16 protein-coding genes are annotated in these 19,084 nt (G+C 38.3%); 14 read left to right on the forward strand and 2 right to left on the reverse strand.

All coding sequences use genetic code 11. From position 1 onward, the window contains the following. Both ACMX3D_RS20155 and ACMX3D_RS20160 read right to left on the reverse strand, forming a co-directional pair. Positions 1 to 645, reverse strand: a complete 645-nt coding sequence (locus tag ACMX3D_RS20155; protein ID WP_482747619.1) for a DUF3318 domain-containing protein — start codon at positions 643 to 645, stop codon at positions 1 to 3. A gap of 77 nt (positions 646 to 722) precedes the next feature. Continuing rightward, positions 723 to 1,280, reverse strand: coding sequence for a hypothetical protein (locus ACMX3D_RS20160; protein ID WP_482747620.1), 558 nt, complete (start codon positions 1,278 to 1,280; stop codon positions 723 to 725). A 475-nt stretch (positions 1,281 to 1,755) separates the two neighbouring features. On the opposite strand from ACMX3D_RS20160, the gene ACMX3D_RS20165 reads away from it, so the two are divergent. From ACMX3D_RS20165 to surE, 14 genes are all read left to right on the forward strand, one after another. Further along, complete coding sequence (locus tag ACMX3D_RS20165; protein WP_482752387.1) at positions 1,756 to 2,811, forward strand: amino acid ABC transporter substrate-binding protein; 1,056 nt, start codon at positions 1,756 to 1,758, stop codon at positions 2,809 to 2,811. A gap of 82 nt (positions 2,812 to 2,893) precedes the next feature. Then, positions 2,894 to 3,799, forward strand: a complete 906-nt coding sequence (locus tag ACMX3D_RS20170; protein ID WP_482747621.1) for an amino acid ABC transporter permease — start codon at positions 2,894 to 2,896, stop codon at positions 3,797 to 3,799. Positions 3,800 to 3,821: 22 nt separating this feature from the next. Beyond that, positions 3,822 to 4,997 carry an amino acid ABC transporter permease gene (locus ACMX3D_RS20175; RefSeq protein WP_482747622.1) on the forward strand — a complete coding sequence of 392 codons (1,176 nt, stop codon included), beginning with the start codon at positions 3,822 to 3,824 and terminating at the stop codon, positions 4,995 to 4,997. An 88-nt stretch (positions 4,998 to 5,085) separates the two neighbouring features. Beyond that, positions 5,086 to 5,829 carry an amino acid ABC transporter ATP-binding protein gene (locus ACMX3D_RS20180; RefSeq protein ID WP_482747623.1) on the forward strand — a complete coding sequence of 248 codons (744 nt, stop codon included), beginning with the start codon at positions 5,086 to 5,088 and terminating at the stop codon, positions 5,827 to 5,829. Positions 5,830 to 6,151: 322 nt separating this feature from the next. Then, positions 6,152 to 7,423: a glycosyltransferase family 4 protein gene (locus ACMX3D_RS20185; RefSeq protein WP_482747624.1), complete on the forward strand. Its 1,272-nt coding sequence runs from the start codon at positions 6,152 to 6,154 to the stop codon at positions 7,421 to 7,423. A 509-nt stretch (positions 7,424 to 7,932) separates the two neighbouring features. Next, positions 7,933 to 8,394, forward strand: a complete 462-nt coding sequence (rsfS, locus tag ACMX3D_RS20190; RefSeq protein ID WP_482747625.1) for a ribosome silencing factor — start codon at positions 7,933 to 7,935, stop codon at positions 8,392 to 8,394. Further along, positions 8,391 to 8,891, forward strand: coding sequence for a CGLD27 family protein (locus ACMX3D_RS20195; RefSeq protein WP_482747626.1), 501 nt, complete (start codon positions 8,391 to 8,393; stop codon positions 8,889 to 8,891). The genes rsfS and ACMX3D_RS20195 overlap by 4 nt, the downstream gene beginning before the upstream one ends. 97 nt (positions 8,892 to 8,988) lie before the next feature. Next, positions 8,989 to 9,942, forward strand: a complete 954-nt coding sequence (locus tag ACMX3D_RS20200) for an asparaginase (protein WP_482747627.1) — start codon at positions 8,989 to 8,991, stop codon at positions 9,940 to 9,942. Positions 9,943 to 10,380: 438 nt separating this feature from the next. After that, the gene (locus ACMX3D_RS20205; protein ID WP_482747628.1) at positions 10,381 to 10,842 is read left to right on the forward strand and encodes a group I intron-associated PD-(D/E)XK endonuclease; all 462 of its coding nucleotides are present in this window, start codon (positions 10,381 to 10,383) and stop codon (positions 10,840 to 10,842) included. 60 nt (positions 10,843 to 10,902) lie between these two features. Beyond that, positions 10,903 to 12,366 carry a YcjF family protein gene (locus ACMX3D_RS20210; protein WP_482747629.1) on the forward strand — a complete coding sequence of 488 codons (1,464 nt, stop codon included), beginning with the start codon at positions 10,903 to 10,905 and terminating at the stop codon, positions 12,364 to 12,366. A 308-nt stretch (positions 12,367 to 12,674) separates the two neighbouring features. Then, complete coding sequence (locus ACMX3D_RS20215) at positions 12,675 to 15,419, forward strand: ATP-binding protein (RefSeq protein WP_482747630.1); 2,745 nt, start codon at positions 12,675 to 12,677, stop codon at positions 15,417 to 15,419. Positions 15,420 to 15,445: 26 nt separating this feature from the next. Beyond that, positions 15,446 to 16,675, forward strand: coding sequence for a hybrid sensor histidine kinase/response regulator (locus ACMX3D_RS20220; protein WP_482747631.1), 1,230 nt, complete (start codon positions 15,446 to 15,448; stop codon positions 16,673 to 16,675). 381 nt (positions 16,676 to 17,056) lie between these two features. Continuing rightward, complete coding sequence (locus tag ACMX3D_RS20225; protein ID WP_482747632.1) at positions 17,057 to 18,355, forward strand: hybrid sensor histidine kinase/response regulator; 1,299 nt, start codon at positions 17,057 to 17,059, stop codon at positions 18,353 to 18,355. Between the two features lie 8 nt (positions 18,356 to 18,363). Next, positions 18,364 to 19,044 carry a 5'/3'-nucleotidase SurE gene (gene surE, locus ACMX3D_RS20230; RefSeq protein WP_482747633.1) on the forward strand — a complete coding sequence of 227 codons (681 nt, stop codon included), beginning with the start codon at positions 18,364 to 18,366 and terminating at the stop codon, positions 19,042 to 19,044. Positions 19,045 to 19,084: the final 40 nt, after the last annotated feature.

Raw genomic sequence — 19,084 nt, forward strand, 5'->3', positions numbered from 1 at the left:
CTACAGTCCACTGTCTTCTGTAGACCTAGACTTAGATTTTGCCTTGTTGGCACTACGTTTGAGGGCAGAAAGTCGTGCTTCATAACGAGACCGTTGGCGTTTGCTGGGAGTAGTATCAATTAAACTTTTTAAAGCACTACCAAGACTCTTGTAGGCATTGGGGAGACTGTAACCAAAGCGAGTTGCTAATGCGATCGCTTTTTCATCAGCATCTAGCAATTCTCTCATTTGCTTTTCGCCATTATTTTTTTGATAAAGTCGCCAGCCAGAAACGCCACACAGCGCCAAAGCTAACACTAGCAACAATCCATCTTGTACCCACAACTCACCTACAGCACCGCCTAAACCAATAGCTAATGCTGCCATTTCCCAACCGTCTTTGGGAATCGTGTCATTTTGAATGCGGGCAACTTCATGCCAGAATAGCAGATTACGCTGATCCATAGCCAAAGCATCCCATTTCACCAAGTCAATTTGGATTTCTACCTGGTCTTTACCAATTTCTTCGCTACGGATCAGGGGTGGATTGACCTCAGTTGTGCCTTCAACTGTGACCCAGCTTTGCAATTCTGGTGGTAATAAGCCTTTTAATCGCCGGAGTTCACTCATTTCTGCTTTGGCAGAGGAGGTTGCATAGGATGTCATAAAATCCAGCCCTAGAAAATTTCAGTATATAGTGAGGGTATCACTTTGGAGTATAGCTATTTAAGTGGTGATCCGCCTCATTCACTTGGAAAAGTTCCCCGCTTTTTTCTAGCTTCCATTGCCTTTTCTAAAAGTTCTAGTAAACCAGGTGCTTCTTCCTGAATACTGAGTAACATTCTTTCCCCAATCTCTATATTCCCTGGATCTTCCCCTGTAGCCATCACTTCTTTCAATCGAGGGATAGCTATGCCATCGACAATCTGAATTAACCCACTCAAACAGCGTTGAAATTGCTTTTCTGTCAAAATTGAGTCTTCCAGAGGAAATTCAATAATGGCACGGATTTCACCATCGGATGGGTCATATTCCCATTGCAGCATTTTGGTTTCCCAGGAAATGGCTAACATCGTCTGGAGAATAGCCGCTTTGTGAGGATGGTCTTGTACTCCTGCCAAAACTTGAGGCGCAAAAATGCGGAAAAATTTTCCCTCCTCATCCAGTTGAACAACTATGAGAAAATCTTCTAGGTTATCAGCTTCCACCCCCGTGATAATTCGGTCTTCTTCATCATCAAAGCGGTAGTCCCAACCTAGTTTGTCTAAGTAATTGGCAATCTGTTCGAGATTTGCTCCCATAAAAGCCTCATAAGAAATGGTGGAGCGGCTGTCACCAAAACTAGTGTAACCTGCTAGGGGTCTATGTTTAGGTTGGTGTAGCTACTTCTACTTGTTGAGAAGTATGCCATGAGTATCTGCTTAATAAATTCTATGAAATAGGAAAAATATTTTCTCGGAAGTAGGCATAAGGACAAAATATCCAGCAAACTTTGTATCTCAAGAATCAATATTTCAAGTAATACTTAAAAACTTCAATATCTGCTTATTTAAGTAACAATACTAAACCCGAATTATCAGTTATTAAATAGATCCCCGACTTCTTAAAGAAGACGGAGATATGAAGTTTATCAATTTTACAAATCAAATCAGACTGATCTGAAATACTGGTGCTAAAAAATCTACAAAAAGCTTTATATTACAAACATCGACTGGTTTTTTACAAAATTATTGTAGTCGTCAACACGTTTTTTAGCATTGAATATTCATGAAGTTTATGCGGAAATCAGCTTTAATCCTAGCGATCGCACCTTTAATCTTGACCATCGCGGCTTGTAGTGCAGAATCAGGCCAAACAGCAAATACAGCTAGTAACCGAACTAGCGATCGCACGGATACAGTCAAAAGTCGTGGTCAACTAATTTGTGGTGTTAGTGGCGAAATTCCAGGATTTAGCTTTGTAGGTACTGACGGCAAATACAGCGGTATAGATGTAGATGTTTGCCGTGCTGTAGCAGCTGCAATGTTTAACGATCCCAATGCAATCGAATTTCGTAATCTCAACGCCAAAGAACGATTTACCGCCGTCCAAACTGGAGAAGTAGATGTTCTCAGCCGCAACACCACTTGGACACTCAGTCGAGATACATCCGTTGGTTTAGAATTCGCGCCTGTAGTCTTTTATGATGGCCAAGCGATTATGGTTCGCAGAAATAGCAATATTAAGTCTTTGGCTGACTTAAAAGGCAAAGCAATTTGTGTGCAAACTGGTACAACTACAGAACAAAATTTAGCCGACCAAATGCGGAAACGAGGCATCAGCTACAGACCTGTTGTTTTTGAAGACGTAAATATTACTTTTGCCACCTACGCTGAAGGACGTTGTGACGGCATTACCGCTGACCGTTCTGCATTAGTTTCCCGTCGAACAACTCTACCCAAACCAGAGGAGAACGTGATTCTGGATGAAGTCATTTCCTCAGAACCACTTGCACCCGCAGTTGCTAAAGGAAACACAAATTGGAACAACGTTGTTAAGTGGGTAGTTTATTCGCTAGTCAAAGCTGAAGAGTTGGGTATTAATTCTCAAAATGTAGATCAACTTGCCAACAGTAATGATCCTGATATCAAACGCTTTTTAGGTAAAGAAGGCAACTTAGGAGAAGGACTCGGTTTAACCAACGACTTCGCCGCCAGAGTCATCAAGCACGTTGGTAATTATGCTGAAGTGTACGATCGCAACCTCGGCCCTAACACAAAATTCAATCTCGCCCGTGGTCAAAATCAACTCTGGTCAAAAGGTGGACTGCTTTATTCCCCGCCATTCCGATGAAGTATGAATTATGAAGTTTGAAGTAGGAAATTTCATCCTTTTACATTTTGTTTTTTGACCATTGACTATTGACCAATGACAAATGACCAGTAATCATCGATTTTTGCAAATCGCAGCTCAATTCATGGCTGTATTTTTAGCAGCGATTTTAGTAACAATACTTTGGAGTAACCTAAACCGTAACTTACAACAATTAGGCATTCAGTTCGGATTTGATTTTCTCAAACAGCAAGCATCTTTTGATATTGGTGAAACGCCAATTGCTTACAAAGCTACTGATACATATACTCGTGCTTTGTGGGTAGGGTTGATTAACTCTTTGCGTGTGGCAATCGCTGGAATTTTTTTTACTACAATTGTCGGTATAACTGCCGGAATTGCTCGGTTATCTGATAACTGGTTAGTGCGGAATCTCAGCTTAATTTATGTAGAACTTTTCCGCAATACTCCTTTACTCCTGCAATTGCTATTTTGGTACTTTGCTGTTTTTTTGAGCTTTCCCAAAGTAGACAATACAATCTCCCTTTGGGGATTTATAAGTTTTAGTCAAAATGGCATTGATCTGCCTTGGTTTCATTTTTCCCCAGAATTTTCAGCTTTACTACTGGGATTAGTTTTTTACACAGGCGCGTTTATTGCAGAAATTGTCCGAGGCGGGATTCAATCAGTACATAAAGGACAATGGGAAGCAGCGCGATCGCTTGGATTAAAACCAGGGTTAGTCATGCGGCTGGTGATTTTTCCCCAAGCCTTACGAGTAATTATTCCTCCGCTGACGAGTCAATATCTTAATTTGACGAAAAATTCTAGTTTAGCGATCGCTATTGGTTATCCTGATGTCTATTTCGTCGCTTCTACCACCTTTAACCAAACCGGGAGAGCCGTAGAAGTAATGTTACTACTTATGTTTACCTACCTTACCTTAAGCTTGACTATATCTATCATCATGAATTTTCTCAATCGTACTGTGCAAATTCGAGAGAGATAGCTTTTTAAAAGAAGCAAATAATATGATAAATAATCCAAAAACCCAAATCCAACATCTACAATTGTCGTGGTTACGAAAAAACTTGTTTAACACTTGGTACAACAGCTTGCTCACTGTTGTCTGTTTAGTATTTTTATTTTGGACATTACAGGGAGTAATAACTTGGGCAACCACTCAAGCACAATGGGCAGTTATTCAAGTTAACTTACGTTTATTCTTAGTTGGTAGATTTCCGCAAAATTTATATTGGCGAGTTTGGATTGTTTTGGCGATCACTTCTATTCTAACATCTATAAGTTGCGGTATTTTCTTTAAAAAACAACAGGTTAATAAGCTAGTATTTACGATTTCTGCTTTTATTTATAGTCTATTATTAATTTTTATTCCGCTGGATTTAAACTCACGCCTTTGGTTATTACTAATAGCTATTTTACTATTGGCAGGCTTTTGGATTGGTAAATATTTTACTAAATTAATATCTCCTTGGCTGGCTCTAATATGGTTATTATCGTTCCCTGTAATTCTTTGGCTAATAGGCGGCGGATTTGGCTTGCAACCTGTACCCACAAATTTATGGAATGGTTTACTTCTCACCTTGCTGATGGCAGTAGTCAGTATTGTGCTTTCTTTTCCTATAGGGGTTTTATTAGCTTTAGGACGTACTAGTAATTTGCCTATATTACGCTGGTTTTGTATCTTCTATATCGAAATTGTCAGAGGAGTACCACTAATTGGCGTTTTGTTTCTTGCCCAGGTAATGCTACCTTTATTTCTGCCGACAGACTGGCGTTTAGATCGGGTAATTAGAGGAATTGCTGGATTAGTTCTATTTAGTGCTGCTTACATGGCAGAAAATATCCGTGGTGGACTTCAATCCATACCTCGTGGGCAAATTGAAGCTGCCAAAGCATTAGGATTAAAAACTCCTTTAGTGATTTTATTAATTGTTCTTCCCCAAGCTTTACGTGCTGTTATTCCAGCAATCGTTGGACAATTTATTGGGTTATTCAAAGACACTTCTCTATTATCTTTGCTAGGTTTAGTAGAGTTAACTGGCATTGCCCGTTCTATCTTGGCACAACCGCAGTTTCTCGGTCGCTACGCAGAAGTATATTTATTTATTGGATTAATTTATTGGATATTTTGTTATTCAATGTCTTTAGCGTCGCGAAATTTAGAAAAGCAGTTAAGTAATTAGTTAATAGTCATTGGTCATTTGTCAATAGTCAATAATTTTTATCTAGTTTCAATAAAATTATTCTGCTTGTATACAGAGGTTATAGTCAGTGGTTAAAGAACAAAATCCGATAATTATTGCTGAGAATGTTCATAAATGGTATGGAAAATTCCACGTTCTCCAGGGTGTGAGTTTAACAGTTAACCGTGGAGAAGTAGTAGTTTTAATGGGGCCTTCCGGTTCAGGCAAATCAACATTTATCCGTACATTTAATGCTTTAGAAGAATATCAACAAGGAAAAATTATTATTGATGGCATTACCCTCAGCAATGACTTGCGTAATATTGAAGCAATTCGGCGAGAAGTTGGCATGGTTTTTCAACAGTTTAATTTGTTTCCTCATCTCACCGTACTGCAAAACATCACCTTAGCTCCAATTTGGGTGCGTCGCTGGTCAAAAGCCAAGGCTGAAGAATTAGCAATGCAACTGTTAGAAAGAGTAGGAATATTAGAACAAGCACAGAAATATCCTGGGCAATTGTCTGGTGGACAACAACAGCGAGTAGCGATCGCCCGTGCATTAGCTATGCAACCTAAAATTATGCTATTCGACGAACCCACCTCAGCTTTAGATCCGGAAATGGTACGCGAAGTTTTAGATGTCATGCGCAGTCTAGCGCGTGATGGCATGACGATGGTTGTAGTTACACACGAAGTTGGATTTGCTCGTGAAGTTGCTGACCGCGTAGTTTTAATGGATAGTGGGTTTCTCGTAGAATCAGCAACACCTGATATCTTTTTTACCAAACCTCAAGAAGACAGAACTCGGCAATTTTTGTCTCAAATTCTTTAGCAATGAGATTAACAATTATAAATTCCTAATTAATTCCCTGATTCTGACTACCGAAGTCTTCTTGAAATTTTCATTATCTGCTGATAGCAAAACAGTCGGGTTTACACTTAGCTTCAGCTTTTAATGATACGCTTACTAGTTGTTTTAAATAGTAAAAATTTTATCAAGTCTTACTTAAGTAAGAATAAACAAATTTTACTCAATCTTCAACAAAAACTACTGACATCAAAAGAGACTAAAGAGACAATTAAATATTAGGCGCAACAAATTGCAGAACAACAGTTTCGTTATTCAACAAGCCAGGGACTCTGACTGATTTCTTATGCGGATATTAATTTACTCCTACAACTACTATCCAGAACCAATTGGTATTGCCCCGTTGATGACGGAATTAGCAGAAGGACTGGCCAAGCGAGGGCATGAAGTGCGGGTTGTTACCGCTATGCCAAATTATCCTGAACGCCAAATTTACGAAGATTATCGGGGAAAGTTTTACCTTAATGAGAATAAAAATGGTGTTCAAATCCAACGCAGTTATGTTTGGATTCGCCCACAACCGAATCTGTTGGATCGGATAATGCTAGATGCTAGTTTCGTTGTTACCAGTTTTTTACCTGCTTTGGTTGGCTGGCGACCAGATGTAATTCTATCAACATCACCATCACTACCTGTGTGCGTACCTGCGGCTTTGTTGGGATGGTTACGTGCTTGTCCTGTAGTACTTAATCTGCAAGACATTTTACCAGAAGCAGCTGTTCATGTCGGATTACTCAAAAATAAATTTCTGATCAAAGTATTTGCAGCATTAGAAAAATTTGCTTACCATTCAGCCTCCAAAATTAGTGTGATTGCTGATGGGTTTGTCGAAAATTTGCTGTCTAAGGGTGTAGAAGCCGACAAAATCGAGCAAATTCCTAACTGGGTTGATGTGAATTTCATTCGCCCTTTACCTAAAGAAAATAATCCTTTCCGTGATGCACATAATCTCAACGGTAAGTTTGTTGTGCAATATTCGGGAAACATTGCTCTTACTCAAGGCTTAGAAACTGTCATTCAAGCTGCCGCTACATTACGTCATATTCCAGAAATTGCTTTTGTGATTGTTGGTGAAGCTAAAGGTTTACAACGATTGCAGCAGTATTGTTTAGACTGTGATGCAGACAATGTGTTGTTACTGCCGTTCCAACCCCGCGAAAATTTGCCGCAAATGTTAGCAGCTGCTGATGTTGGTTTAGTCGTGCAGAAGAAGAATGTTATATCCTTCAATATGCCGTCAAAAATCCAAGTTTTGCTGGCTAGTGGTCGAGCTTTAGTCGCCTCTGTACCCGAAAATGGCACCGCAGCAAGAGCCGTGAGACAAAGTGGTGGCGGAGTTATAGTTCCTCCAGAAGATGCCCAAGCTTTGGCAGCAGCTATTTTAGAACTTTATAAACACCCTGAAAAGGTAAAAACTTTGGGTTACAACAGTCGTCAATATGCCGTAGAGCAATATGCTTTTGAACAAGCATTAAATCACTACGAGACTTTGTTTGAATCAGTCACAGCTAATACTCAAGTAATAGAGACTAAAGTAGTTTCAAAACAAGAAGTGTAATGTTAAAGAGTATCTAAAATTACACTAAACCAGGAAAAAATTCGATTACAGTAAATCAGAAAAGTTCGTGCTGGCAGACTGAGTAGCTTAAATACTCTGGAATTATGATTGGCAGATATCATGGGTGCATTATTAATTTGATCTAAATTTTCAGCACCCAGTAACTACATATGTCGTGTTGACACAATCAATTGGACAAGCGCTGACATTTAGAGAACTATAGCCAAATCAGCCCCTGGTCATACTTTAGGTAGAAGATTTAAAATTATGGCATTTAGTTAAGAATTTATTCGCTAAAATTATTATTGAAAATTAAAGTATACTACTTGATTTACCTCTGCACATTAGCCAATAGCTATTTGGTCTGATTTTTAGTTGCAACCCGAACAGCCAATTTTGAACCAACTGCATTAACAGACATTTTTTGTTAGTATTCAAAAAAACAGTTGTTGTTCAATTGTTGTTTGTGAGTAATTATAAAATAAAAGGGATCAAGCACCTGAGGTTTAATGTCTGAATATATCCAAGGAAATCTCCCATTACAATCTGTTTCGGAGAAGAATAGTCCACTCAAAAGCCTAGATACAGGCGTGAAAGATTTGAGTGGACAATTAGCTATGACTGTTGCTGAAGCAGCATCAGACCGCAAAGCAGGAGATATTTTGGTACTGAAGGTAGCCGATGTATCTTATCTAGCAGATTATTTTGTGATGATGACAGGCTACTCTAGGGTGCAAGTCAGGGCGATCGCCGAAGCAATAGAAGATAAAGTAGAAACTGAATGGCAACGTCGTCCCTTGCGCATAGAAGGCAAAGCTGAAGGGAGTTGGGTGTTACAAGATTACGGCGATGTGATCGTTCACATCATGATGCCCAAGGAGCGGGAGTTTTATAATTTAGAAGCGTTCTGGGTTCATGCAGAACGTATTGCCGTTCCAGAAGCAGATGAGGGTGGGGGTAAGCCAACATGATGAGGTCTTCGGTTTCTAATTGCCCAGTTCCCACAGACCAACAACCACTTAATGAGTACGAAGAATTAAAAACTGCCTGGCTGTTTCGTGATTGCACCTTAAATTGGCGCGAATACATCACAAACATCGCTTGGATTTGGGGTTTTTCCTGGCTAGTATCAGGGCCAGTAGCCGCCGCCAGCTTTCCACCACAAAAATACACTGCCCATTTTGTCCTATGTGGAGCCGCAGGGGCAAGTTTGGGTGTAATTCTAGTATTAGTACGTATGTATTTAGGCTGGCTTTATGTACGCGATCGCCTCTACAGTACGACCGTATTTTATGAAGAGTCAGGTTGGTATGATGGTCAAACCTGGATAAAACCCCAAGAAGTGTTAACTCGCGATCGCTTGATTGTGACCTACGAAATTAAGCCAATTCTCCAACGGTTAAAATTTACCTTTGCTGGCTTGGCGGGAATGTACCTAATTGGTACTATAGTTTGGCATTTGTTTTAGAAAGTCCATAGTCAAAAGTCAATAGTCAAAAGTGCTGTTTTCAGACAATTGACAATTAACAATTGACCAATAACTAAAAAGAGATAAATATTAACCCATGACAATGGGAAAACGAACTCAAGCCACAGTATTAGAAGTCCGATTACTCAGGGAAGGCATCATTGAATCGCGGCATACAGTCCAAGCTGTTGTATGCGATGACCGAGGACGAGTTTTGTCCGTTGCTGGCAACGCTGAAACAGCCACATTTGTCCGTTCAGCACTTAAACCGTTTCAGGCACTAGCTGTTACCACTACCGGCACACTAGAACGCTACGATCTGAGCGATCGCGATTTAGCAATTATTGCAAGTTCTCATAAAGGAACAATAGAGCAAGTTAGACAGGTATTTAACATCCTGTGGCGTGCCGATGTTGATCCCACGGCTCTTCAATGCCCGATACCTGAAGGTAAACGCAGTCCGCTGGAATACAATTGCTCTGGTAAACATGCCGGAATGTTAGCTGTTTGTCAGCAACGCCACTGGCCTTTAAATAACTATTTAGAACGCAAGCACCCCATCCAGCAGTTAATTCTAGGCAAAGTTGCAGAGTTACTGCGAATGCCCGCTGAGGAATTTATCAGCGCTCACGATGACTGCGGCGTACCAACCTATCTCATGCAGCTTGGACAGATAGCATCTTTGTATGCCCTACTGGCCTCTAGTAGCAATCTGGATATGGAACGCATCGTCCGTGCGATGACTCATCATCCTGCCTTAGTCGCAGGAGATGGAGAATTTGATACAGAATTGATGCGTTTAGCTCCTGGGGAAGTAGTCAGTAAAGCTGGAGCAGAAGGCGTACAGTGTATTGGCAGACTAGGTGAAGGTATGGGGTTGGCAATCAAAGTAATGGATGGAGCAAAACGAGCAAAATATGCTGTAGCTATTCACTTATTGCAACAAATGGGTTGGATTAGCCCTAGTGCCGCAGAAACCCTTGCAGAAAAGTTTATGACCTTCGGCAAATACAAGCGTTTAGAAGTTGTGGGAGAATTATCGCTTTTATAGTTGCCAAACTCTTGACTTTGCGTTACACTAGAAAAGTCAAGAGCGACGCGGGATAGAGCAGCCTGGTAGCTCGTCGGGCTCAACTGGCAAGAATAACTAAACGCTTAAAAGTTAGTCTTGCAGTGGGCGGTACATGAAGAAACTCATGTGCGTTTACCTGTCAAACTCGGGGAAGCCACTAGCGCGGTAATCCCGAACCAAGCTCCAGAGATGGAGAAGGTGTAGAGACTGGAAGGCAGGCACCCTAACGTAATAAGTCGAGGGTGAAGGGACAGTCCAGACCACAAACTGGTTAAGCCAGGCAGTGAAAACTGTAGTTGGTAAGCATAACCCGAAGGTCAGTGGTTCAAATCCACTTCCCGCCACCAAATCAAAAATGAAACAAAACCCTGTAGTTTTTTAAACCTACAGGGTTTTGTTTTGCTGAGGTATTTGTAAATGGATATAAAGCTCAAGGGTGATATAGCAGAGCAAGCTGCGGTTCTTCATGCTCTCAAGCGTGGTTGGGGAGTGTTAAGAACAGTTGGCGATCGCTTATCTTACGATTTAGTATTTGACATAGGGGGAAACTTAACTAAAATCCAAGTTAAATATGCTTGGTTAGCCGAGTCTTCTGGTAATTATGTTGTAGATAATCGGCGTACTAAAACAAATCGACGGCTCATGGTTCGAGAAGCATACAAGCAAACTGATTTTGATTTTGCTTTAGTGTATGTAGAGCAACTAGATTTGTTTTATGTCTTTCCGGTAGATGTGTTCATAGGATATGGTAGCGAAATCCACCTTGTGGAAGCTGAAAAACGACAGCGTAAACCTCGTTCTGCACAGTACCGTGATGCTTGGAGTTTAATCTTACAAGCATCTTTAGGTGAAGAAAATTGTGTATCTTCGTCTGTCTGATTCGCAAAGCAAGGTTTTGATCTATTCTGAAGTAAAACCTTCCAAAAAGTGCGGAGAATAATGGTTGTGAAGTTAGAACGACCAATTTTAGTGGGAGGATTAGGTCTTTCCTTTTCCCTTTGGATACTACAAAGTTGGCATCATTCCATAGTACAGCTAGGTGAATTTGGTTTGTTGAGTACCCTGGCGGTTGGTGGTGGCTTGTTGTTGTGGCAGAAAAATCGCCCAAAAGCCAGTCTGGAACAAGTAGATTTTACACCTGTAGATCGGGCAACAGCAGAAAGTGCGATCGCTAAAGCTGAAACAGTCATTGACCAACTAGCACAAGAATCAGAAAACCACACTTCCTTAAATACACTGCGAGAAAAATTAACTCACTTGTTCTTGGAGTTGGACAGACAAGAAATTAACATTGCTGTGACTGGTGGTAAAACTACGGGTAAAAGCACTTTAATTCAAGTGCTGAAGTCGAGTGATTGGCAAGAAAAACAACCAAAATTCAACTTTCAAGAGACAGCACCTCTGTTTATAGAAACAAATGACAAGTCAGATGCAGCAGTTTTGGCAGAAGTTTCAAGATCTGATGTTGTTCTATTTCTCACTAACGGTGACTTGACGGAGACAGAGTATCAAATCTTACAACAATTAAAGACAGTAAATCAATCGATAATTCTGGTTTTTAACAAACAAGACCAGTATTTAGCAGATGAACGTGCTAGTGTTTTGCTGTCATTACAACAAAGAATGCAAAGCAATGTCGTAGCTACTGCGGTATCCCCCATTCCTATTAAAGTGCGGAAACATGAGACTGATGGTTCTGTACAAGAATGGATGGAACAGCCAGCGCCAAACATTGAACAACTAACGCAGCAATTAAATGCAGTTTTGGCACAGCAAGGTCAAAAGTTAGTATGGACAACCACCATGAGGAAAGCTTTGGCGCTGAAAGCTGAAGCTAAAAACTGCTTGAATCAAACAAGATGCGATCACGCTACTCCAGTTATTGAACAATATCAATGGATAGCTGCGGCTACAGCCTTTGCTAACCCAGTACCAGCCCTAGATATATTAGCATCTGCGGCAATTAATGCTCAAATGGTACTAGATTTAGGTAATATTTATCAGCAGAAATTTTCTCTAGAACAAGCACAAACTGTAGCTGGCACAATAGGAAGTTTGATGCTGAAACTAGGTTTAGTAGAGCTTTCTACAAAAGCCGTTAGCACTGTCCTTAAAAGTAACGCTATCACCTTTGTTGCTGGTGGTTTAGTGCAAGGAGTTAGTGCAGCTTATCTCACCAGAGTAGCAGGTTTAAGTTTAGTTGAATACTTTGCACAGCAAGACATAGTGCTAGATTCTGCAAGTTCTTTAAATCTCGATAAGTTACGCCAAACCTTGCAACAAGTTTTTCAGCAAAATCAGCAGATAACTTTTCTGCAAGGCTTTGTTAAACAGGGAATGAAGCATTTATTGCCACATACACAACAGGTTGAAATGGTAGGCGCTGAGAAGGCTATTGGTTAATTGGAGGTTTGAGCAAAAAGAGATGGTTACATAGCAACCATCTCTTTTTTACTGAGAAATTTTATTACTGAATACACTAATAGTTCATAAGCTAGTTACAGAGAAATTTTACTAATTAACTGTCTTTGTAATAAATGTAGTATGCAAGTTTAGATTCTGCTTGTTTACAAAATCCACAAATGAATTCATAGCTTCTTGCTGTAGTATTTACCTACCAGTAGATAGCAGTGTTTGATGATATTAAGACTGGGAGAATGGGCAAACTAATTTAAGGTATGTAGTTCAAAGTTCTCACCATTCAGAAAACTATGAAGCATTTTGGTATTTTGCATTCGTCAAAGTTGCCTTTGCGGCTGATTCTCATTATTCCCTTTATTTTGCAAATTTTTGCAGCAGTCAGTCTAGTAGGATATTTATCATTTAGAAACGGGCAAAAGGCAGTAAATGACCTCGCAGACCAGTTAACTAGTAAGGTGAATAAACTTGTAGAACAGCATCTTGATACATACCTAGCCACTCCTCATCAGGTTAATCAAATTAATTTAGCCGCAATTAAGCTAGGAATGTTGGATTTACAAGACTATCAGCTTGCAAGTCTCTATTTCTGGGAACAAATGCGAGTGTTTAATATTGGCTATATTAGCTTTGCTAATCCTAAAGGTGAATTTATTGGTGTTGAACGTTTAGATGATGGCCAGCTTTTAATTAATGAAGTTTCTGAGAAAATTGCTCTCGGTAAACTCTATGTTTATACTACAGACAATCAAGGAAAACGTAATCAGTTAACAGCAATAAAAGACTACGATCCCCGTGTAGAAGCTTGGTACGCAGATGCCGTCAAAGTAGGTAGACCAGTTTGGAGTCAAATTTATCAATGGGAAGATAAACCAGACATATTTTCAATATCTTCTAGTTATCCCCTATATGATGATTCTAACCATCTTAGTGGTGTAATTAGTGTAGATTTATTACTAACTCAAATTAGTGATTTTTTAAAGAATTTAAAATTTGGTAAACAAGGCAAAGTATTTCTTTTAGAAAGGTCTGGATTAATAGTAGCTTCCTCGACGAATGAGCCACCATATGATGTCATTTATGGTAAGGCTCATAGACTATCAGTATTCAATAGTAAAAGTCCTTTAATTAAGGGGATAGCTGATTATTTACAAGTAAAGTTTGGTAACTTTCAAACAATTCAAGATACTCAACAGTTTACATTACAGATCCAAGGTGAACGCCAATTTGTGAAAGTTACACCTTGGCAGGACAAATTAGGATTAGACTGGCTGGTGATTGTGATTGTGCCTGAAACTGACTTTATGGCCGAAATCAATGCTAACACTCAGACAACTATTCTGCTTTGTTTTGGCGCACTCTTTGTGGCAATAGTACTAGGAATTTACACTTCCCGTTGGATTGCTCAACCTATTTTACATTTGACTCAAGCTAGTAGCGTGATCGCTTCTGGAAAACTTGACCAAACAGTTGAAATTTCTGGTGTTAGAGAACTGAGTATTCTAGCTCAATCATTTAATCAAATGGCTAGACAATTAGGTGATTTTTTTGCAGCTTTAGAAAAAACAAACCAAGAACTAGAACAACGTGTTGACTTAAGAACTAAAGAATTAAAAACTGCGAAAGAATTAGCTGATGCAGCTAACCAAGCAAAAAGCGAATTTCTAGCCAATATGAGTCATGAACTTCGCACACCTCTCAATGGTATTCTTGGCTATACACAAATTCTCCAACGCGATATCAAAGTAAGTCATGAACAACAAAAAGCTATCAAAGTTATTTATAACTGTGGTTCGCATTTATTAATGTTAATTAATGATATTTTAGATCTTGCTAAAATTGAATCTAAAAAGCTAGAACTATATCCTACAAAATTTAACTTACAAGATTTTTTACTAGGGATATATGAAATATTTCGGATTAAAGCTGAACAAAAAAATATTAATTTTAATTATCAAATAAGTAACTGTATCCCAACTTTTATTTGTGCTGATGAAAAACGATTACGCCAAGTATTGCTGAATCTTTTGGGTAATGCCATTAAGTTTACAGATGATGGTGAAGTTAATTTTAGTGTAGAAGTAATTCATCATGATTCACTTAACACTAACAAAATCAAATTTCAAATAGAAGATACAGGAGTTGGCATATCCCTAGACCAATTACAGAAAATTTTTCTGCCTTTTGAACAAGTAGGAGATAGTTCTCGGAAAGCAGAAGGAACAGGCTTAGGTTTGGCTATAAGCTGCCAAATTGTAGAAATGATGGGTGGCAAAATTCAAGTAGAAAGTAACTATGGTCAAGGTAGTAAATTTTGGTTTGATCTAGATTTACTAAAAGTTACAGATTGTGTATCGTACAAAATTGCCCATCTTGACAAAATGAGCAATCACATCATTAGATACAAGGGAAAACAAAAAACCATTTTGGTTGTAGATGATGTATCGGATAATCGCGCTGTGATTGTAAATTTATTAAAACCAATTGGATTTCGCGTAATTGAAGCATCCAATGGGCAAGAAGGTATCAGTAAAACACAAGAGTGCAACCCAGATTTAATTATTACTGACCTAGGAATGCCCATAATGGACGGAGTGGAAATGACCCAATATTTACGCAGACAAACAGAATTTACACAAACAGTAATTGTTGCTTCTTCTGCTAGTGTATTTAATTTAAACCGCCAACAAAGTTTAGCAGCAGGTTGTAATGATTTTCTCCCCAAGCCTGTAGAAGCTGAGGAATTATTTTCTCAGCTAAAGTTATATTTAAAATTAGATTGGATTTATGAAAATATCAATCTAAATCAGCAAATTTTATTAGATGCTCATGATGATATTATATTTCCTCCTGCGGCAGAACTAGTTAGTTTATATCAAGCTGCTAAAGCTGGTTATGTTATGGGTATTCAAGACGAAGTAAAGCGGATTCAAAACCTAGATGATAAATATACGAATTTTACTAATAAAATTTTAGAATTAATTGAAGATTTTGAAGATGAAGCTATTGTGGAAATCCTTAAACCATATTTAGATTAAACAATCAAGTTAATTAATTTAAAAAAATGAATGCCATTCCTAATAATTCAATTCTAGTTGTTGATGATGTACCAATAAATATCAAAATTTTATTGGAAATATTAACTCAAGCAGGTTATAGAGTTTCTGTTGCCAAAAATGGGAAAAGTGCCTTAGAAAAGGTAGAAGAGGCAGTACCTAATTTAATTTTATTAGATGTTATGATGCCTGGCATGGATGGATTTGAAACCTGTCGCCTTTTAAAGGCAAACCCAAAGACGAAAGACATCCCTATCATATTTATGACGGCACTTTCTGAACCAGTTAATAAAGTCAAGGGTTTGCAACTAGGAGCAGTAGATTATATTACTAAACCAATTGAGCATCAAGAAGTATTAGCCAGAATTAATGTTCATTTAGAACTGCGGAGGACTCAATTAAAGTTAGCACAGGAAGAAAAAATGTCATCTTTAGGGCAATTAGTTGCAGGTATTGCTCATGAAATTAACAATCCAGTTAACTTTATCTCTGGTAATTTAATTCACGCTGAAAAATATATTGAAGATTTATTGAAATTATTAGAATTATATGAAAATCATACAAAAATTGCGATTCCAGAAATTAAAGATTTTTCAAGCAAAATTGAAGTAGATTTTCTGAAGCAAGATTTACCTCAACTTTTATCTTCCTTAAAGAAAGGGTCTGAACGAGTTGAACAAATTGTCCGATCGCTCCGCCTATTTTCTCGATTAGATGACACTGAATGTCAGTTAGTTGACTTACATGAAGGTATTGATAGCACTTTGGTAATTTTAAGCAGTCGGATTAAAGCTACATCGACACGCCCGACTATTAATATTGTTAAGGAATATGGTGACTTACCTTTAGTAGAGTGCTATGCAGGAAAAATCAATCAAGTTTTGATGAATCTTTTAGCCAATGCGATCGATGCTATTGATGAAGCTGTAGAACAGATGGAATCTACAACTAATGAACAATCCCCCACGATTTGGATTAGCACAACAGTCTCAACTGATCAACAGTCCGTTTTGATTGAAATTGCTGATAATGGTATTGGTATGTCTGTGGATGTGCAACAGAGAATGTTTGAGCAATTTTTTACTACTAAACCTCTAGGTAAAGGTACTGGTTTAGGGTTGGCGATCGCACGGGAAATTATAGTGGAAAAACACGGAGGCTCTTTGGAAGTCAACGCTTCACCGGGACAAGGCGCTAAATTTGCGATCGCTATTCCTATTCGCCAAGGAAATTCCTGAAGTCTACTTAATTTAAAAAGCGGAAATTATATTTTTCTGTTGCTAACTGAAAAATTCTGAGTTCTAAATAAAATATTTTATTCTTTTTTTATTTCTTAATTATCATTCTGAGTTCGTTAAATATTCTCATTCTTCTAGGACTGTTGGTAATTCTCAGCAAAGACAGAGTTTGTGAGTAAAAATTTTATAGCAATAGTAACAGATGCTGCTGGTTTGGGAAAAATAATTAACAGGGGATAGTAGGTTCACGCTTTCTCGCTATATTAATTTGTTCACCGTATATTTACCTAATTATGTTCAAAACTCTAAAAGAGTTTTTGTCCTTGAAACCGCTGTCAAATAATCAATTGCCGTTTTAATATCTAAAACCAAAACATAAAAATGCTGAATTTACCAGAAAATAGTTTAATTTTAGTAGTAGATGACAGTATTACCAATCTAGAAATTATCTCTGATGCATTAACTAATGCAGGATTTTTTGTGACTACAGCCAGAAACGGCGAAAAGGCACTTCAGCAAATTCAGGATAAAATACCTGATTTAATTTTATTAGATGTCATGATGCCTGGTATTGATGGATTTGAAACTTGTAAAAAATTAAAAATCAATCCATTAACTCAAGATATTCCAGTAATTTTTATGACTGGTATTTCTGATACAGAAACTAAGGTAAAAGGTTTAAGTTTAGGCGCAGTTGATTATATTACTAAACCATTTCAGAAAGAGGAAGTATTAGCCAGAATTAAAACACACCTGCAACTGCGTTATTTAACCAAAACTTTAGAACAAAGAGTTACAGAGCGAACGGCAGAGCTTTCTCAAGCTTTAAAAGATTTACAAGCATATCAAATTCAACTAATTCAGAAGGAGAAAATGTCGGCTTTAGGTCAACTAGTAACAGGTATTGCTCACGAAATTAATAATCCTGTTAGTTGTATTCATGGAAATCTTGCTCATGCAGCCAATTATTTTAATAATTTAATTAAAATAATTGACCTTTATCAGCAAAACTATCCTGAACCTGTGCCTGCTATTCAAGAGGAAATTGCGGAAACAGACTTAGAGTATATGCGCTCTGATCTACCTAATTTAATTACTTCAATGAAAGAAGGTGTTCAGCGGATTCGTAATATCAGTACTAGTCTGCGAAATTTTTCTCGCTCCGATAAAGACCGCAAAGTATTTTGCAATATTCATAATGGCATTGATAGTACAATTATGATCCTCAAGCACCGCTTGAAAGCTTCTAAAGTTCGTCCAGAAATCGCAGTGATTAGAAATTATGGTAATCTGCCTTCGATAACTTGCTTCAGCGGTCAATTAAATCAAGTATTTATGAGTATTTTAACTAATGCCATTGATGCTTTAGAAGAGTCTAATATAGGACGTAGCTATAGTGAAATTGAAAAGAATCCTAATCAAATTTTGATTGAAACTTCTCTGAGTGAAGACAAAAATAATGCGCTGATTCGGATTAAAGATAATGGAGTAGGAATGTCTGTTGATATTCAGCAGAAAATCTTTGAGCATTTATTTACCACTAAGCCATTCGGGCGAGGTACAGGTCTAGGATTATCAATCGCCCATCAAATTATTGTCGAAAAGCATAAAGGTAAATTGGATGTATATTCTGTACTAGGAGAAGGTTCAGAATTTATAATTACTATTCCAATTCATTAGGCTGATAAATGACTATAATCCTGACTAACGATGATGGAATTGATGCTCCAGGGATAAAAGCGCTGCTTAAGGCTGTTAATAGTAACAATGTAATTATTGCTGCGCCAAAGGATCATCAATCAGGCTGTGGACATCAAGTCACCACAACGCGCTCTATTGGTATTCAACAGCGTTCTCAGAGGGAATATGCGATCGCTGGTACTCCTGCCGATTGTGTGAGAATTGCAATATCGCAAATTTCTCAAGATATCCAGTTTGTGTTATCAGGTATTAATGCAGGTGGTAATCTTGGCGTAGATGTTTATATTTCTGGTACTGTGGCTGCTGTGCGAGAAGCTGCAATGAACGGTATTCCGGGGATTGCTATTTCTCACTATCGTAAAGCCAAGCAAAATTTTGACTGGGAATTGGCGGCAAAATTAACTGCTGAAGTTTTAGCTGATTTACTACCCCGTCCTTTAGAACCAGGGTGTTTCTGGAATGTCAACTTACCGCATTTGCAGCCAGGAGAGCAGTATCCCAAAATGGTATTTTGTCAACCTTGCTCTAAAGCTTTGCCGATTAATTATCGCATAGATGGCAATGATTTTTATTATGTAGGAGAATATGGTAAACGAGATCGCACTCCTGGTAGTGATGTGGATGTGTGTTTTTCAGGTAACATTGCCATTACGCAGTTAAGGGTGTGAAACATCAACCCGACAAAGCTGAGTTACTGCTAACTCATGA

The organism is Anabaena sp. TISTR 8404 (assembly GCF_056847745.1).

Excerpts from the sequence above, each read along its gene's own strand:
- ACMX3D_RS20155 (WP_482747619.1), bottom strand. The coding sequence starts at position 645 with ATGACATCCTATGCAACCTCCTCTGCCAAAGCAGAAATGAGTGAACTC.
- ACMX3D_RS20160 (WP_482747620.1), bottom strand. The coding sequence starts at position 1,280 with ATGGGAGCAAATCTCGAACAGATTGCCAATTACTTAGACAAACTAGGT.
- ACMX3D_RS20165 (WP_482752387.1), top strand. The coding sequence starts at position 1,756 with ATGCGGAAATCAGCTTTAATCCTAGCGATCGCACCTTTAATCTTGACC.
- ACMX3D_RS20170 (WP_482747621.1), top strand. The coding sequence starts at position 2,894 with ATGACCAGTAATCATCGATTTTTGCAAATCGCAGCTCAATTCATGGCT.
- ACMX3D_RS20175 (WP_482747622.1), top strand. The coding sequence starts at position 3,822 with ATGATAAATAATCCAAAAACCCAAATCCAACATCTACAATTGTCGTGG.
- ACMX3D_RS20185 (WP_482747624.1), top strand. The coding sequence starts at position 6,152 with ATGCGGATATTAATTTACTCCTACAACTACTATCCAGAACCAATTGGT.
- rsfS (WP_482747625.1), top strand. The coding sequence starts at position 7,933 with ATGTCTGAATATATCCAAGGAAATCTCCCATTACAATCTGTTTCGGAG.
- ACMX3D_RS20195 (WP_482747626.1), top strand. The coding sequence starts at position 8,391 with ATGATGAGGTCTTCGGTTTCTAATTGCCCAGTTCCCACAGACCAACAA.
- ACMX3D_RS20200 (WP_482747627.1), top strand. The coding sequence starts at position 8,989 with ATGACAATGGGAAAACGAACTCAAGCCACAGTATTAGAAGTCCGATTA.
- ACMX3D_RS20205 (WP_482747628.1), top strand. The coding sequence starts at position 10,381 with ATGGATATAAAGCTCAAGGGTGATATAGCAGAGCAAGCTGCGGTTCTT.
- ACMX3D_RS20210 (WP_482747629.1), top strand. The coding sequence starts at position 10,903 with ATGGTTGTGAAGTTAGAACGACCAATTTTAGTGGGAGGATTAGGTCTT.
- ACMX3D_RS20215 (WP_482747630.1), top strand. The coding sequence starts at position 12,675 with ATGAAGCATTTTGGTATTTTGCATTCGTCAAAGTTGCCTTTGCGGCTG.
- ACMX3D_RS20220 (WP_482747631.1), top strand. The coding sequence starts at position 15,446 with ATGAATGCCATTCCTAATAATTCAATTCTAGTTGTTGATGATGTACCA.
- ACMX3D_RS20225 (WP_482747632.1), top strand. The coding sequence starts at position 17,057 with ATGCTGAATTTACCAGAAAATAGTTTAATTTTAGTAGTAGATGACAGT.
- surE (WP_482747633.1), top strand. The coding sequence starts at position 18,364 with ATGACTATAATCCTGACTAACGATGATGGAATTGATGCTCCAGGGATA.